This is a genomic window from Halanaerocella petrolearia, assembly GCF_054657875.1.
Map to the genome: position 1 here is coordinate 1 of NZ_BAAHXW010000001.1, position 14,697 is coordinate 14,697.

The following is a 14,697-nucleotide window of genomic DNA, read 5'->3' on the forward strand; positions in this document are numbered from 1 at the left end:
TTCTAAAGGTAATTGCTTCAGGTGGAGTATCTAGTATAGATGATATTAAAGAAATTAAAGAGTTAGAGAAAGATGGAGTAGAAGCAGTAATTACAGGTAAGGCCTTATATAGTGATAGTTTAGATTTAGAAGAAGCGATTGAAATAGTTAACAGTTAACAGTTTACGGTTAAAAATAAAGCTTGAATTTAAGATTGAGTTTGAGTATAGATTTAAATTGGTTTTAACTGTCAACTGTGAATTGTACACTGTAAACTGAATACGAGGGAGTGATCTAAATGTTAGCTAAGCGAATTATCCCTTGCCTTGATGTTGATCAAGGTCGAGTAGTAAAGGGAGTCAATTTTGTTGATATTAAGGATGCCGGTGATCCAGTAGAATTGGCTGCTTTATATGATAAGATGGGAGCTGATGAATTAGTCTTTCTAGACATTACAGCTTCTAGTGATAAACGAGAAATCATATTAGACCTAGTACGTCAGACAGCAGAAGAGGTATTTATTCCTTTTACTATTGGTGGTGGGATTAGAACTACTGATGATATGCGAGAATTATTAAAAGCAGGTGCTGATAAAGTATCAATTAACTCAGCAGCTGTTAAGAACCCAGAAGTAATCAAAGAAGGGGCCAAGAAATTTGGTAGTCAATGTATAGTAGTAGCTATAGATGCTAAGCAGAAAGGAGATTCTTGGGAGGTGTATATTCATGGAGGTCGCAAAGCAACAGGGTTAGATGCAATTGATTGGGCTAAAAAAGCAGAAGAGTTAGGAGCTGGAGAGATATTACTTACTAGTATGGATAGTGATGGAACAAAAGATGGTTATGATTTAGATTTAACTAAAGCAATCTCTCAGGCTGTAGATATTCCAGTTATTGCTTCTGGAGGAGCAGGAAATTTAGAACATATTGCAGAAGCATTTACTAAAGGAGAGGCAGATGCTGCTTTAGCTGCTTCTATATTCCACTTTAAAGAATATACTATTCAAGAAGTAAAGGAATATTTACAACAGAAGGAGGTTCATGTCAGATGTCTATAAACAATTTACAGTTTGATGAAGATGGTTTAATTCCAGCAATTGTACAGGATGTAGAGACTAAAGAAGTATTAATGATGGCTTATATGAATCGAGAATCTTTATTAAATACAATTAAGTCAGGTCGAACTTGTTTCTGGAGTCGTAGTCGCCAAGAGTTATGGTGGAAGGGTGAGACATCAGGTAATATTCAAGAGGTAGAAGAGATTAAGTATGACTGTGATGGAGATACTTTATTACTTAAGGTTGAGCAGACAGGAGGAGCATGCCATACAGGGCATAAATCTTGTTTTTATCGTGGAATAGAGAGAGAACATCTTGATGATGAAGAGAAGGTTTTTGATCCAGATGAAGTCTATGATAACCTAGATGCAGAGATTTTAGATGAATTGTACCAAGTCCTTAAAGATAGAAAGGAGAATCCTCAGCCAGATTCTTATACATCTTCTTTATATGAAAAAGGAGAAAATGCTTTTTTAAAGAAGATAGGAGAAGAGGCGACAGAAGTAGTGATGGCTGCTAAAGATACTGACCAAGGTGAGTTGATTTATGAAAGTGCAGACTTAATATATCATCTTTTAGTATCATTAGTTTATTATGATATTTCTATTGAAGAAGTTTTAGAGGAATTAGAAAGTAGAAGATAGGTAATGTAGCTTCTGTCTTAAAGGCAGAAGCTTTTCTATTAGTATTAATATTCATTAAAGATCTTTGTTGCTAAATCAATCAATTTATAATACTATTTATTATAGTTAAATACAGAATAATATATAATTTTTAAATTCACAAGGAGGTGGTTAAATGGGAAATAGAGTAGAACCGATTAGAGATAGAAATAAGATAAAAGAGATCAAAAGAATGTTGAAAGAGAATAATAAGTATAGAGATTATGTATTATTTGTATGTGGAGTTAATTTTGGTTTGAGAATCAGTGATTTGTTAAAGCTTAAAATTAAAGATATAACTAATTTGGATGGAGCAGTAAGAGAGACTTTCGAAATAATTGAACAAAAAACTGGTAAAAGAAATGTTATTAAGATTAATCAAGAAGCTAAAAAGTCAATTCAAGTTCTTAGTAAGAATACTAGTATGATGACTAATCGCAATAATTATCTTATTTATAATACTAGAGCTAAAACAAAAGGTATCAGTAGAGTACAAGCTTATAAATTAGTCTGCAAGTGGTGTCAACAGGTAGGTTTAGTGGATGTGAGGGTAGGTACTCATACGTTAAGAAAGACTTGGGGTTATCATGCCCATAGACAAGGTATAAGTATAGAAACAATTCAGGAAAAATATAAACATGCTAGTACATCTACAACAAGACACTATTTAGGGATTGAGCAAAAAGATGTAAATAAAGCCTATGATAAGGTTAACTTGTAAATACAAATGTAATTTTTTAGTTCAATAATTAACATAATTAATATTATGTTAACTAAATTATGGCTTTAACCTTTAAAAGAAGAAATAAATCTCATTTTTTCTATTTTTGGCTTGTAAAAACAGAACTTAATTTATTATAATATGTAATATAATAAGAAATATTACAACAAACAATTAAATATTACTACATTTTTTTACAAAACAATTATTTTCAAATCAAATAAATTAACATAATATTAATTATGTTAACTAATAAGGAGGCGTAATATATCAGAAAGAAATTAAAAGAGGAAATTGAGTCTCTTAGAAAGAAACTAAAATTAAAGTCTAAAAAAACTAGTCTGCAAAGTAAGGAAGTGTACAGATTAAGTAGAGAATTAGATGAGAAGATAGTAGCTTATATGTCAAGTGAAACCTCTGATAAATAAAGAAGGGTAGAGTTAGTCGATTATATAACTATTTTGTAACTTTTGCAGGAGTTAATATTTTAAATCACGAATTATTAACAAGTGAAAGTAGTTATTAGGAAGGAGGAGCTTGCATGGCTAGTCAGACAGAACAGATGATAGTTTTTGATATAGGAAAAGAAAAATTTGGTATTAAAATTACTCGGATTCATGAGATTATTAGGATGAAAGAGATTACTGAGTTACCTGATGCTTCTGAATACTTTGCAGGCATTATTAATCTTCGTGGTGATATTATATCAGTTATTGATTTACAACGTCGTTTTGGTATTAAGGAAGCAGAGGTAACTGATGATACCAGAATTATTGTGGTAGGTTATGAAGGTCAAGATGTTGGTTTAATTGTTGATGCAGTATCAGAAGTAGTTCATATTGATAAAGAAGAGATTGATGATCCACCACAGAGTATGGTAAGTATAAAGAATGATTATTTAACAGGAATTGCTAAAGTAGAAGAAGATATGATTAATATTTTAGATTTAGATAATCTGTTAGCTTCTAAAGAAAAGATTGATTTAGAACAAGATAGTAAATAGTTGTGATTAAGAAAGGAGGAATAGCTTATGGATATGAATGACTTTCAAGAGTTATATGCTAGTGAGTCACGAGAGCATTTAGACATATTAAATGATGCTTTACTTACTTTAGAGAATAATCCTGAGAATATTGAAGTAATCAATGAAGCTTTTCGAGCCGCTCATACTCTAAAGGGTATGGCTGGAACTATGGGTTTTGATAAGGTTAGTGAATTGGCCCATGCTCTAGAGAATGTAATGGATTTATTTAGAGATGGTAGTTTGACTGTATCTACAGCAGCTATTAACTTATTATTTAGAGCTGTTGATAATTTAGAGTTATTAAGTAGTGACCCTGATGAAGTGACTACTGAAGATTTAGAATCATTAATTGCAGAATTAAAGGCTGTAACTGATGAAAAGGAAATCTCTGATGAAAGAAAGACATCAACTAAAGAAAAAGAAACTGGTTTTAATTTAAATAATGATGAGATGAAGATTGTAGCTGATACGCCAGGTCAACCAATGGTTATTAAGGTTAAATTAGAAGATGACTGTGTGTTTAAGTCTTTACGAGCTGATATGGTATTTGAAGCTTTAGAAGAAGAAGGTGAACTAATTAAAGCTAATCCTACAATTGATAAGATTAGAGATGAAGAGTTAGAGAATAAATTTTATATTTTATTCTTAACTGAAGAAGCAGAAGAAGTAATTAGTGAGTCTTTATCTCAGATTTCTGAAATTGATGCTGTTAAAATTAATGTAGTTGATAATGTTGATCAATTAGCTATAGAGAATGAAGTTGAAGATAAGGCAAGATCAGCCAGTAAAACTAATAAAGCTGATAAATCTAAAGATAAGAAAGAGACTGGTAAAGCTAAATCTAAGACACAATCATTGTCTAAAAGGTTAAAGTCTAGTAGTACAATTCGAGTTGATGTAGAAAGATTAGACTCTTTAATGAATTTAGTAGCAGAATTAGTAATTAAGAGAACTCAAGTAGAGTCAGTAGGAGAAAGTTATGATTTAGATGAGTTAAATAAAAAATTAAAGCCTTTAAGTAAGGTAACTACAGAGTTGCAGAATGCAGTAATGGAAATGCGAATGGTGCCTATCAGTCTAGTATTTAATCGGTTTCCAAGATTGGTGCGGGATTTGGCCCAAGAGTTAGATAAAGAAATTGATTTAGTAATTGAAGGAGAAGAAACTGAATTAGATCGGACAATTATTGATGAGATTGGTGATCCATTAGTTCATATGATTAGAAATGCTATTGATCATGGTATTGAAGAACCAGAAGAAAGAGAAACAGCTGGTAAGAGTGAGGAAGGGTTAGTAAAACTATCTGCTTTTCATGAAGGAAATAATGTAGTTGTTCAGATAAAAGATGATGGTCAGGGAATTGATCCAGATATAATTGAAGATCTAGCACTTGAAAAAGGTGTTGCTGATCAAGCTGAGTTAGATACTATGTCTGAACAAGAGATAATCAACTTAATCTTTGCTCCAGGTTTTTCTACTGCTCAAGAGGTTAGTGATGTTTCTGGACGAGGAGTAGGTATGGATGTTGTTAGGAACAAAATTGAATCTCTAAATGGTTCAGTAAAAATTGATTCTCAATTAGGTAAAGGTTCAACCTTTACTATTAAGTTACCATTGACTCTATCTATTATTCAAGGTTTCTTGACTAAGGTAGCTGATCAAAAATATGTAATTCCATTAGAGTCTATTCAAGAAATTGTAGATGTTACTCCAGATGAAATCCAGACTATTAGACAAGAAGAAGTGATTTATCGTCGTGGATCTGTGATCCCATTGATTTCTTTACGAGATAAATTGAATAAGGAAGAGAATTTATCAGATAGAGATGAGATATCTACTGTAATTGTGGAAGTAGGTAATGATTATTATGGTTTGATAGTTGATTCTGTTATTGGTCAACAAGAGGTAGTGATTAAGAGAATTAATGATTTATCTGAGAATATAGAAAAGATTGCTGGAGGAGCTATTTTAGGTGATGGAGATATAGCTTTAATTATTAATGTAGAAGAAATTACTACAGGTTAAAAAGGAGGGCTTAGTTTTGGCTAAGAGTGTTTTAGTTGTAGATGATGCACAGTTTATGCGGACAATGTTAACTAAATTAATTGAGGAGAATGGATATGAAGTAGCTGGAGAAGCTGTTAATGGTGAAGAAGCAGTACAGAAATATCAAGATTTAGCTCCTGATTTAGTAACTATGGATATTACTATGCCTAAAATGGATGGTATTGAAGCTATTAGAGAGATTATGAAGTTGAACTCTGATGCTAAAATTATTGTGTGTAGTGCTATGGGCCAAAAGCCAATGGTAGTTGAGTCATTGGAGGCAGGAGCAAAGGACTTTGTAGTAAAGCCAATCAAACCAGAAAAGGTAAAAGAAGCTTTAGATAATTTATTATAATGCTAGTATCTATTAAAAAATATTCTTCTTAGTTAATGAGTGGAGGTGGATGTGTGGCTTCCCAAATAGAAGTCCTAGTAGTAGATGATTCTGCATTTATGCGTAAAGTAGTCAGTGAATTGTTAGAAGAAGATAGACAGATAAAAGTAATAGATAAAGCACGTAATGGTGTAGATGCACTACGAAAAGTTGAAAAGTATAATCCTGATGTAATTACTCTTGATGTTGAGATGCCTAAGATGAATGGATTAGAATTCTTGCAGCGTTTAATGACTAAGAAGTCTATTCCAGTACTTATGCTAAGTAGTGTAACTACTAAGGGTAGTGAGATAACTATTAAGGCTTTAGAGTTAGGAGCCTTTGATTTTATTCCTAAACCATCTGGATCTATTTCTTTAGATATAGATAAAGTTAAAGAAGATTTAATTAAAAAGGTTAAGTTAGCTGCTCAATCTAGAGTAAGAAAAAAATTAAAGCAGCAGATTAAACGTGATAAAGATAAAGAAGAAGTAGAAAAGGTAAAGCAACAACAGTTTTCTCAAAAGAAAGATAAAACTAACCAAGATGATAATTTAGTTGTTATTGGTGCGTCTACTGGTGGGCCAAGGGCTCTTAAAGAAGTGGTAAGTAATCTACCAGCTAATTTAAATGCAGCTGTATTAATTGTACAGCATATGCCAGCTGGTTTTACGTCATCGTTGGCCCAGAGGTTGAATAAGTTATCACCACTAACAGTAAAAGAAGCTCAAGAAGGAGATAAATTAGAAAAAGGGGTAGCTTTAGTAGCTCCTGGTGATTATCATATGATAATTAAAAATAATAGTGTAAAACTTACTAAGGGGTCTAAAGTTCATAATGTAAGGCCAGCAATTGATAAGACAATTGGTTCAGTTGTTAAAGAATACAAGAGTCAATTAGTAGGAGTATTATTAACTGGAATGGGTAAAGATGGAGCTAAAGGATTAAAGTTGATTAAAGAATTTGGTGGACAGACTATTGCTCAAGATGAATCAACTTCAGTAGTTTATGGAATGCCCAAAGTTGCTTATCAGTTAGGTGCCGTTGATAGTGTTAAATCAATTTATAAGATAAGTTCTAAAATTACAGCTATGATAAATAATTTAGATAAATAAAGTTAGGGACACGATATATCGTGTCCCTATTATATTTATAATTATAAAGTTGGTAATTTAATTATTTTCACTAGTTTCTGATCTTCTTGATCAAGTTGTGAATACATACCGCCTAATCGTTTTGTTTCTGTAATCTGGTCAATTTTCTTTCTAATAAGTTGATCTTCATCAGTAATTAACATTAATTCATCTTCTCGATTACCGGCTATTATATTTAATAACTTATAATTATCACTGCTCATAGTTTGTAATCCTTTACCATTTCGTTGTTGTAAGTTATAGTCTGTTATTGGACTAATTTTACCACGACCATTTTCAGTTAATGACACCACAACTTGATCTTCATTAGTAGTATGGAAACTGATTACTTGGTCATCTTCTTGTAGTTTAATTCCTTTTCTTCCTTTAGTATTTCTGCCAGTAGGAGATACTTCAGTTTCAGCAAAGTGAATAGTATACCCTTCTTTAGTACCTAAGAGCAGATTTTCTTCTCCATTAGTTACTTTAATTCCAATTACTTCATCATCTTCTGCTAAGTTAATAGCTTTAAGAGAAGAGACACTGGTCTTATATTCTTTTCCTTTAGTCTTCTTAACTAAGCCATTCTTTGTAGCAATTGTAATATAATCTTCTTGGACTTCTTCATTTAAGATAACTATATCAACAATTTCATCATTAAGTGGTAATTTAATAAAGTCAGATAAGGGATCACCAGTTGATAAGCCATGATGTTCAGAGATCTGGTGAATCTTTAGTAAATGTACTTGTCCAGTCTGAGTAAAGAATAGTATCTTATTATGACTACGACCTGATAATACGTGAGTAATAAAGTCATTCTTTCCAGATCGAATATTTTCTTTACTATCAGTTCTTTTTATTTTATGATTATGTGATAAAGATATAACAGCCTTTTTATCTTTGATTAAATCCTTTTTATCTAACTTAGCTTTTGAATCATCTTCAATAATTTTAGTTTTACGTTGATCTCCATATTCTTCTTTAACTTCAATTAATTCTTTTTTAATAAGTTCTTTTAATTTTTCTTCTTCATTTAAAATTATGTTTAATGATTCAATTTCCTCTTTTAGTTGGGCTAATTCATCTTCTAGTTTCTCTATCTCTAAACTGACTAAGCGTTGTAATTTCATATTTAAAATTGCTTCAGCTTGTTTTTTAGTTACTTCTAACTGGCGCTGTAGATTCTTTTTAGCCTTTTTACTAGAATCTGATTGTCGAATAATTTTAATTACTTGGTCAAGGTTATCAATAGCTTTTTTAAGACCAAGTAAGATATGTTCTCTATCTTTAGCTTTTCTTAATTCATATTCTGTACGTCGAGTTACAACCTCTTTTCTGAAATCAATAAAATGTTTTAGAATAGTTTTAAGATTCATCACTTTAGGTTGTTGATCGATTAGAGCCAACATATTAATTCTAAAGTTGGACTGTAATGAAGTATATTTATAAAGACGATTTAAAATAATTTCTGGATCTGCTTTTTTCTTTAAGTCAATAACAATTCTTAAACCTTCTCTATCAGATTCATCTCGAACATTACTAACATTATTGACTTTATCTTTTTTAACAGTATTAGCGATTTCTTTAATTAATTTAGTCTTATTTAACTGATAAGGAATTTCTGTAATTACAATTCGTTCTCTACCTCGGCCACGATCTTCAACTGTAGTTTTTCCTCGCAAAGCAATTTTTCCTTTTCCAGTTTCATAGGCTTGTTTAATTCCTTTATTACCTACAATCTCTCCTCCAGTTGGAAAGTCTGGTCCAGAAATAGTCTTTATTAAATCTTCCACTTCTAGATCAGGATTATCTAATAATTTAATTAACCCATCAGTTAACTCACTTAAATTATGTGGAGGGATATTAGTACTCATCCCGACAGCAATACCACTAGAGCCATTAACTAATAGATTAGGTACACGAGAAGGTAGAACAGTTGGTTCTTCTAAACTACCATCAAAATTATCTATAAAATCAATAGTATCTTCTTCAATATCTTTTAATAGCTCTAAGGAAATAGGAGCCAATTTAGCTTCCGTATATCGCATAGCTGCTGCGCTATCACCATCTATAGAGCCAAAGTTACCATGACCATCAATTAACTTATATCGTTGGCTGAATTCTTGTGCCATTCTGACCATAGCATCATAGACTGCTCTATCACCATGAGGATGGTATTTACCTAATACTTCACCTACAATTCTAGCTGATTTTTTATGAGCTTTATCAGGAGTTAACCCTAATTTTTTTGTAGCGTATAATATTCTTCGGTGTACTGGTTTAAGACCATCTCTAACATCAGGTAATGCGCGACCAATAATAACACTTAAAGAGTAATTTAAATATGAATCTTGCATTTTATCTTCGATAGATACAGGGTTGATTTGTTCTTCTTGTTTCATTACATTTGCTCCTTTCTTATTTATGCTTAAAGTTTTTAATTTAAATTATATAAGTTAGCAATATCTATTATATCATTAAAAATTTAGTTGTAAAATTTTTATATCCTATTTCTTGTATAGCTTTTATCGCTTTTGTAGAGATTATTTATAGATTATTTCATAATTTCAGAAAGATTTGTCATCTTAAATTTTATATGCTATTATAATAGATGTAATATCAGTCTTACAAATGATGGTAATAAAGGAGTGAAATTAATATGGTAGCAGATAAAAAATATAATGCAGAACAGATTCAAGTTTTAGAAGGACTAGAAGCAGTTCGTAAAAGACCTGGAATGTATATTGGATCAACAGGCTCAAAAGGACTGCATCATCTTATTTGGGAGGTAGTTGATAATAGTATAGATGAATTTTTGGCTGGTCACGGAGATAAAATCGAAATTGCTTTACAATCTAACCAAATAGTAAAAATTCGTGATTACGGAAGAGGGATTCCTGTAGATATTCACCCACAGAAAGGTTTGCCAGCTGCTCAATTAGTATTGACTACACTTCATGCAGGTGGAAAATTCGATGGAAGTGGGTATAAAGTATCAGGCGGACTACACGGAGTTGGTGTATCAGTAGTTAATGCTTTATCTGAATGGTTAGAGTTAAGGATTTATCGGGAAGGATCTGTTTACCAGCAAAAGTATGAACAAGGTTATCCAGTAACTGAATTTGAAAAAGAAGGAAGTACTAATCAGACTGGAACAGAGATTACATTTAGACCTGATCCAGAGATTTTTGATACTTTAAAATTTAAATTCGAAGTGTTAAAAAATCGTTTACAGGAGTCGGCTTTTTTAAATAAAAATTTAAATTTAGTTCTTAAAGATGAGAGAAAGGATGAAGAAAAAGAAGTTAATTATTGTTATGATGGAGGTTTAGAGGCTTTTGTTAAACACCTTAACCAAAACAAAACACCATTGACTGATGATATTGTCTATCTTGAAAGAGAAATAGATGATACTTATGTAGAAGTTGCCTTTCAATATAATAAAGGTTATAATGAACGGATTTATAGTTTTGCTAATAATATTAATACTCATGATGGTGGATATCATTTAACAGGTTTTAAAGCAGCAATTACTAAATCTTTTAATAGATATGCTGACGAAAATAACCTTTTAAATAAGACTGACCCTAAATTGACTGGTCGAGATTTAAGAGAAGGTTTAACAGCAGTAGTTAGTGTTAAATTGACAGAGCCTCAATTTGAAGGACAGACTAAGACTAAGCTAGGGAATAGTGAAGTTAGAAGTATTGTTCAAAAAGCTGTATCTGATTATTTACCTTCCTATCTAGAACGGACCCCTGAATTAGCCAAATCTGTAATTGAAAAAGCTCTAGAAGCAGTCAGAGCTAGAAAGGCTTCTAAGCAAGCTAGAGAATTAGCTAGAAAGAGAAAAGGGCCTTTAAGTAATAATTCATTACCAGGGAAATTAGCTGATTGCAGTAGTCGTAGTCCAGAAAAAAGTGAATTATATTTAGTTGAGGGTGATTCAGCAGGGGGATCAGCTAAACAAGGTCGTAATCGAGAGTTTCAGGCTGTTTTACCACTTAAGGGTAAGATTATGAATGTAGAACGAGCTAGATTAAATAAGATTTTAAAGAATAATGAGATAGCTTCTATTATAACTGCTTTAGGAGCAGGAGTTGGAGAAGAGTTTCATCTAGATAAATTAAGATATCACAAAATAATAATTATGACTGATGCTGATGTGGATGGAGCTCATATTTGTACTTTACTATTAACTTTATTTTATCGTTATATGCCACAACTGATTGAAAATGACCATATTTATATTGCTCAACCACCATTATATCGAGTAACTTATGGTGGACAGAAGAAATATCTATATACTGAACAAGACTTAAAAGAATATTTAGAAGGTAAGAACAGAAGTAGAGTTAGTATTCAGCGTTATAAGGGTCTAGGGGAGATGAATCCTGGACAGTTATGGTCAACGACTATGGATCCTGAAAATCGCAAATTACAGAAAGTAGAAATTGAAGATGAAATTTTTGCTGATGATATCTTTAATCGTTTAATGGGTTCTAAAGTTAGTCCCAGAAGAGAATTTATTATGCAGAATGCTAATTTAGCTAGTAATATTGATATTTAAAATTGTGTCGGTTTTCACAGAAGTTGCGACTGAGATGAATATACAATGAGAAGTATAATTATTCAATATAATATTTAATAAATGGAGGTAATATTAATGGATGGCAAGAAACGAAAAAATATAAAGCCTGGATTGGATGTTTCAGTTGTTCAAAAGAAAGATCAACGTTCAGGAAAATTAACTGATGGTGTGGTGAAGGATATTTTGACTAATTCTGCTACTCATCCCCATGGAATTAAGGTACGTCTTGAGAGTGGAATAGTTGGTAGAGTAAAAGAGATTAATTCTTAAAAATCAAGTTTTGTATTTAGACCCTCTGGAATTTATCCAGCGGGTCTCTTTTTTGTTTAGCAAATTGGATATGTCATTTTTTATTGTATAATATTGGAGGAATATGTTTATTAAGACAGAATATTAAAACAAAGAGTAATATTCATCATTAAAAATATAAAGAGGATTCAGGATTGATTAGATAAGATACTAGAATAAAGTTAATATATATAGAATATTAACGACATACGTCGTAAAGATTTTATATAGGTGAGTATTAACGACATATGTCGTTAATAAAAGAGTTATACGCCAGAAATAGTTGATTAGGTTTGTAAGATATAGAAAATAGGTTTTTAGGTTAATAGTTTAGGCTAGAGTTTCGTAAATATATGCAAATGTTATAAATTAGAGAAGTATTTCTAAGCTATAAAATAGTAGTTTAGTAATTAGGTTTAGTGTGATTTAAACTTAGCTTACTTGATTAGACTTTATTGCTGAGGAATATTTAATTGGGTTTTACACTAATTAAGAGGATGAGACAAGGTGATTGGTTGGCTAGGTTTTAAAGTAGTTAAGAAGAAATAATAAATTTTGACTAGTAGAGATTAGGAAATGAGAGGTATTGAAGTTGCAAAGCACAGAAGTTAGATTAGCAAGTAGTAGTTTTTATAATTCTCAATTAGTTTAAGAAGGAATGTTCCGCTAGATTCTCTGAAGTAAAATCTAGCTCTTTGCTAAAATGTTAGAGCAGTTTACTCAGCATTTCAAAAAGGGGCAAAATTTATTATTTAGCAAGAGTTAATTACAAATAATGTTAGTTTGATAGATTAGTCAAAGTAGCCAACCAATAGAGGGGTTTGCAAGAGAAAGGAAATATATGCTCCACTATTTCCAGCGTATAACAGCACCTTGGCGACATCCAGTTAAAGTGCATAGTTGAGAGTTGGGAATGACTTATGAAATTTAGGAGTTTTAGGATTAGGTTGCAGAGGATAGGCAGGACATCGCAAAGCTGCGAGACGTTATACGACATGGGACTTTGGAAGTATGTTTTATTATTAAAAAGAATTGTGGTGATAATTTGATTTCATTAAAAACAATTAGCATAATAGCTGGAATAATTTTTGGGTTTGTTGGAATGATTATAGGAATTATAACACTAATTATTAAAATTAAAGAATATATTTCAAATAAAAAAGTAAAAGAAAAACAAAAACCTGATTTAGATTTGAATATAGAGAATTTATTTGCCAAAAATATGGATGATTTTAAAATTTATGCAGTTCGTTTAGCTATAAGTAATCCTAAAGATATAGACAATTCAATACAAGATATTCATTTATTGATTTCTTGTAAGAAACGTCAAGGAGTTGATTCTGTTTTAAAACTTGACCATAAAATTGAGCTAAAAAACTTTTTAGAAAACAATGATATTAATGTGTTAAAATCTTCTGATGAGATACCTGCACATAATAATATATCAGGTTGGGTCTTTTTTAAAGTTAATAAAGAATTATTAGAGGATTATATAATTGATTTTTATAATATTTTAATCACTGATGTACATGGATTAGAAAACAAAATAGAACCAATTATTTTTAAGGAGGGAGTCGATGAAACAAAATTGGAATAAACAGAAAATTGAATTAAATGAGCATGAAAAAGAACCACTAGAAATTATATCAGATGGGATGATAATGACAAAAGGAGTTGGGAATGGAAGAGGGATACCTATTGTTATTGTTGATTCTTCATTGCGAGAAGATTTTGAACAGTTAGTTAAAGCTCATAAACAGATGAATTTAGGAGATGTAAAATCATTTTGGGCAAAAGAATCTAAAACAGACAGAAACATAATGCTAATATTATTTTTTAAAAAACCCAGCGAGGTTGTAATAATATTGGAATTCGAAATGCCTGAACAAGGTATGCTTGTTGATAAAATAGTTCAATCCCAAGCATTATATATTCAGCCAGGAAAAGAAGGGGACAGTATAAGTAATACGAATGATAATCCCAAAATATTAGCTGAGATTCCTTCTCGAAACTTTAGAGAAGAGTGGGAGAAAATTTGGGTTGAAATATTAAAACAAGATTTTAAAAAGCGAGGATTGAAAAGAGGAAAAGCGGAAGAGGCAAGTGAAAAATTTATAGAAGAGATGCGAGAGTTAGATTATTGGAGAATGAAATAATTTTTTTTAATGTCCCACATCGTATAACATGGGGTTAGCGACATCTAGGCTAAGAGGATAGGTGAGGCTCGGGATTACATATGAAAGTTTTAGATTATGGACAAGTTATAAGAGGGTTGAGCTAGACGTCGCGAACCCCAGGGACGTTATCTGACATAGCTAACTAACTGCGGTGGTTTTAAAAGCCCAATATTATTTTATTTTTTTACAATCAGTTGGAAGTATTAATCATATAAGGAATAGATTAAGTAAGATTGACGAGTATTGAAGAAAGATTAAAATTAGGAAGTTAGCAAAGGATTACTGATATAAGCAGTTAACTATAATATTAGAGTATAGATTTGTTTAGATAATAGTTGCTGTTTAAGTATTTGGGAGCAGAAATGAATTTAGCTAAGTTTAAAATTAGCTACTTTTAGAATGGTTGCGGAGATAGATAGAAGTCTAATAAGGGGAAGTTGCAGGGGGATTAGAAAATTAATCAATCCTCTTTTTTTAATTTTTATAGCTAGGATAATAAGAGCAACTTTTATTAAGTAGTAGAGAGTTTATATGAAATTTGAGAGAAAAGAGTAATTTGTGTGCTTTTAAAAACTGAAAGGTTACAGAGGTAGAAAAAATAGAGTGGATTTTAAAATAGTATAGAGCAAAATGATGTTAGCTACGG

14 protein-coding genes are annotated in these 14,697 nt (G+C 31.2%); 13 read left to right on the plus strand and 1 reads right to left on the minus strand.

The features are described 5' to 3' along the window. From ACYQ39_RS00005 to ACYQ39_RS00045, 9 genes are all read left to right on the plus strand, one after another. Window positions 1–158, plus strand: a 158-nt coding sequence (locus ACYQ39_RS00005; RefSeq protein WP_459841585.1) for a HisA/HisF-related TIM barrel protein, incomplete at its 5' end; no start/stop codon positions are given. A gap of 119 nt (window positions 159–277) precedes the next feature. Further along, window positions 278–1,036, plus strand: a complete 759-nt coding sequence (gene hisF / locus ACYQ39_RS00010; RefSeq protein ID WP_459839823.1) for an imidazole glycerol phosphate synthase subunit HisF — start codon at window positions 278–280, stop codon at window positions 1,034–1,036. Continuing rightward, window positions 1,027–1,680 carry a bifunctional phosphoribosyl-AMP cyclohydrolase/phosphoribosyl-ATP diphosphatase HisIE gene (hisIE, locus tag ACYQ39_RS00015; protein ID WP_459839824.1) on the plus strand — a complete coding sequence of 218 codons (654 nt, stop codon included), beginning with the start codon at window positions 1,027–1,029 and terminating at the stop codon, window positions 1,678–1,680. The genes hisF and hisIE overlap by 10 nt, the downstream gene beginning before the upstream one ends. 154 nt (window positions 1,681–1,834) lie before the next feature. Then, window positions 1,835–2,419 carry a tyrosine-type recombinase/integrase gene (locus ACYQ39_RS00020; protein ID WP_459839825.1) on the plus strand — a complete coding sequence of 195 codons (585 nt, stop codon included), beginning with the start codon at window positions 1,835–1,837 and terminating at the stop codon, window positions 2,417–2,419. Window positions 2,420–2,712: 293 nt separating this feature from the next. Next, window positions 2,713–2,847: a Spo0E family sporulation regulatory protein-aspartic acid phosphatase gene (locus ACYQ39_RS00025; protein ID WP_459841587.1), complete on the plus strand. Its 135-nt coding sequence runs from the start codon at window positions 2,713–2,715 to the stop codon at window positions 2,845–2,847. 113 nt (window positions 2,848–2,960) lie between these two features. Further along, the gene (locus ACYQ39_RS00030; protein ID WP_459839826.1) at window positions 2,961–3,422 is read left to right on the plus strand and encodes a chemotaxis protein CheW; all 462 of its coding nucleotides are present in this window, start codon (window positions 2,961–2,963) and stop codon (window positions 3,420–3,422) included. A gap of 27 nt (window positions 3,423–3,449) precedes the next feature. Continuing rightward, complete coding sequence (locus tag ACYQ39_RS00035) at window positions 3,450–5,468, plus strand: chemotaxis protein CheW (RefSeq protein ID WP_459839827.1); 2,019 nt, start codon at window positions 3,450–3,452, stop codon at window positions 5,466–5,468. A 16-nt stretch (window positions 5,469–5,484) separates the two neighbouring features. Further along, complete coding sequence (locus ACYQ39_RS00040; RefSeq protein ID WP_459839828.1) at window positions 5,485–5,844, plus strand: response regulator; 360 nt, start codon at window positions 5,485–5,487, stop codon at window positions 5,842–5,844. Window positions 5,845–5,897: 53 nt separating this feature from the next. Beyond that, window positions 5,898–6,977 (plus strand): protein-glutamate methylesterase/protein-glutamine glutaminase, encoded by a 1,080-nt coding sequence (locus ACYQ39_RS00045; protein WP_459839829.1) that lies wholly within the window; start codon window positions 5,898–5,900, stop codon window positions 6,975–6,977. Between the two features lie 41 nt (window positions 6,978–7,018). On the opposite strand, the gene gyrA is transcribed toward ACYQ39_RS00045, so the two are convergent. Beyond that, the gene (gene gyrA / locus ACYQ39_RS00050) at window positions 7,019–9,397 is read right to left on the minus strand and encodes a DNA gyrase subunit A (RefSeq protein ID WP_459839830.1); all 2,379 of its coding nucleotides are present in this window, start codon (window positions 9,395–9,397) and stop codon (window positions 7,019–7,021) included. Window positions 9,398–9,654: 257 nt separating this feature from the next. Here gyrA and gyrB point away from each other — a divergent pair, with 257 nt between their 5' ends. The 4 genes from gyrB (at window position 9,655) to ACYQ39_RS00070 (ending at window position 14,030) form a co-directional block, all read left to right on the plus strand. After that, window positions 9,655–11,565, plus strand: a complete 1,911-nt coding sequence (gene gyrB, locus ACYQ39_RS00055) for a DNA topoisomerase (ATP-hydrolyzing) subunit B (protein WP_459839831.1) — start codon at window positions 9,655–9,657, stop codon at window positions 11,563–11,565. A gap of 96 nt (window positions 11,566–11,661) precedes the next feature. Further along, a complete protein-coding gene (locus tag ACYQ39_RS00060) occupies window positions 11,662–11,856 on the plus strand; it encodes a YwbE family protein (RefSeq protein ID WP_459839832.1) in 195 nt (64 codons plus the stop codon). 1,063 nt (window positions 11,857–12,919) lie between these two features. Further along, window positions 12,920–13,471: a hypothetical protein gene (locus tag ACYQ39_RS00065; RefSeq protein WP_459839833.1), complete on the plus strand. Its 552-nt coding sequence runs from the start codon at window positions 12,920–12,922 to the stop codon at window positions 13,469–13,471. Next, entirely contained in the window at window positions 13,452–14,030 is a 579-nt protein-coding gene (locus ACYQ39_RS00070) for a hypothetical protein (RefSeq protein WP_459839834.1), read from the plus strand. Before ACYQ39_RS00065 ends, ACYQ39_RS00070 begins: the two co-directional genes overlap by 20 nt. Window positions 14,031–14,697: the final 667 nt, after the last annotated feature.

What these genes read in the sequence shown, in the direction of transcription:
- ACYQ39_RS00035 (WP_459839827.1), top strand. Translation starts at nt 3,450, where the DNA reads ATGGATATGAATGACTTTCAAGAGTTATATGCTAGTGAGTCACGAGAG.
- ACYQ39_RS00030 (WP_459839826.1), top strand. Translation starts at nt 2,961, where the DNA reads ATGGCTAGTCAGACAGAACAGATGATAGTTTTTGATATAGGAAAAGAA.
- ACYQ39_RS00020 (WP_459839825.1), top strand. Translation starts at nt 1,835, where the DNA reads ATGGGAAATAGAGTAGAACCGATTAGAGATAGAAATAAGATAAAAGAG.
- gyrB (WP_459839831.1), top strand. Translation starts at nt 9,655, where the DNA reads ATGGTAGCAGATAAAAAATATAATGCAGAACAGATTCAAGTTTTAGAA.
- gyrA (WP_459839830.1), bottom strand. Translation starts at nt 9,397, where the DNA reads ATGAAACAAGAAGAACAAATCAACCCTGTATCTATCGAAGATAAAATG.
- hisIE (WP_459839824.1), top strand. Translation starts at nt 1,027, where the DNA reads ATGTCTATAAACAATTTACAGTTTGATGAAGATGGTTTAATTCCAGCA.
- ACYQ39_RS00070 (WP_459839834.1), top strand. Translation starts at nt 13,452, where the DNA reads ATGAAACAAAATTGGAATAAACAGAAAATTGAATTAAATGAGCATGAA.
- hisF (WP_459839823.1), top strand. Translation starts at nt 278, where the DNA reads ATGTTAGCTAAGCGAATTATCCCTTGCCTTGATGTTGATCAAGGTCGA.
- ACYQ39_RS00060 (WP_459839832.1), top strand. Translation starts at nt 11,662, where the DNA reads ATGGATGGCAAGAAACGAAAAAATATAAAGCCTGGATTGGATGTTTCA.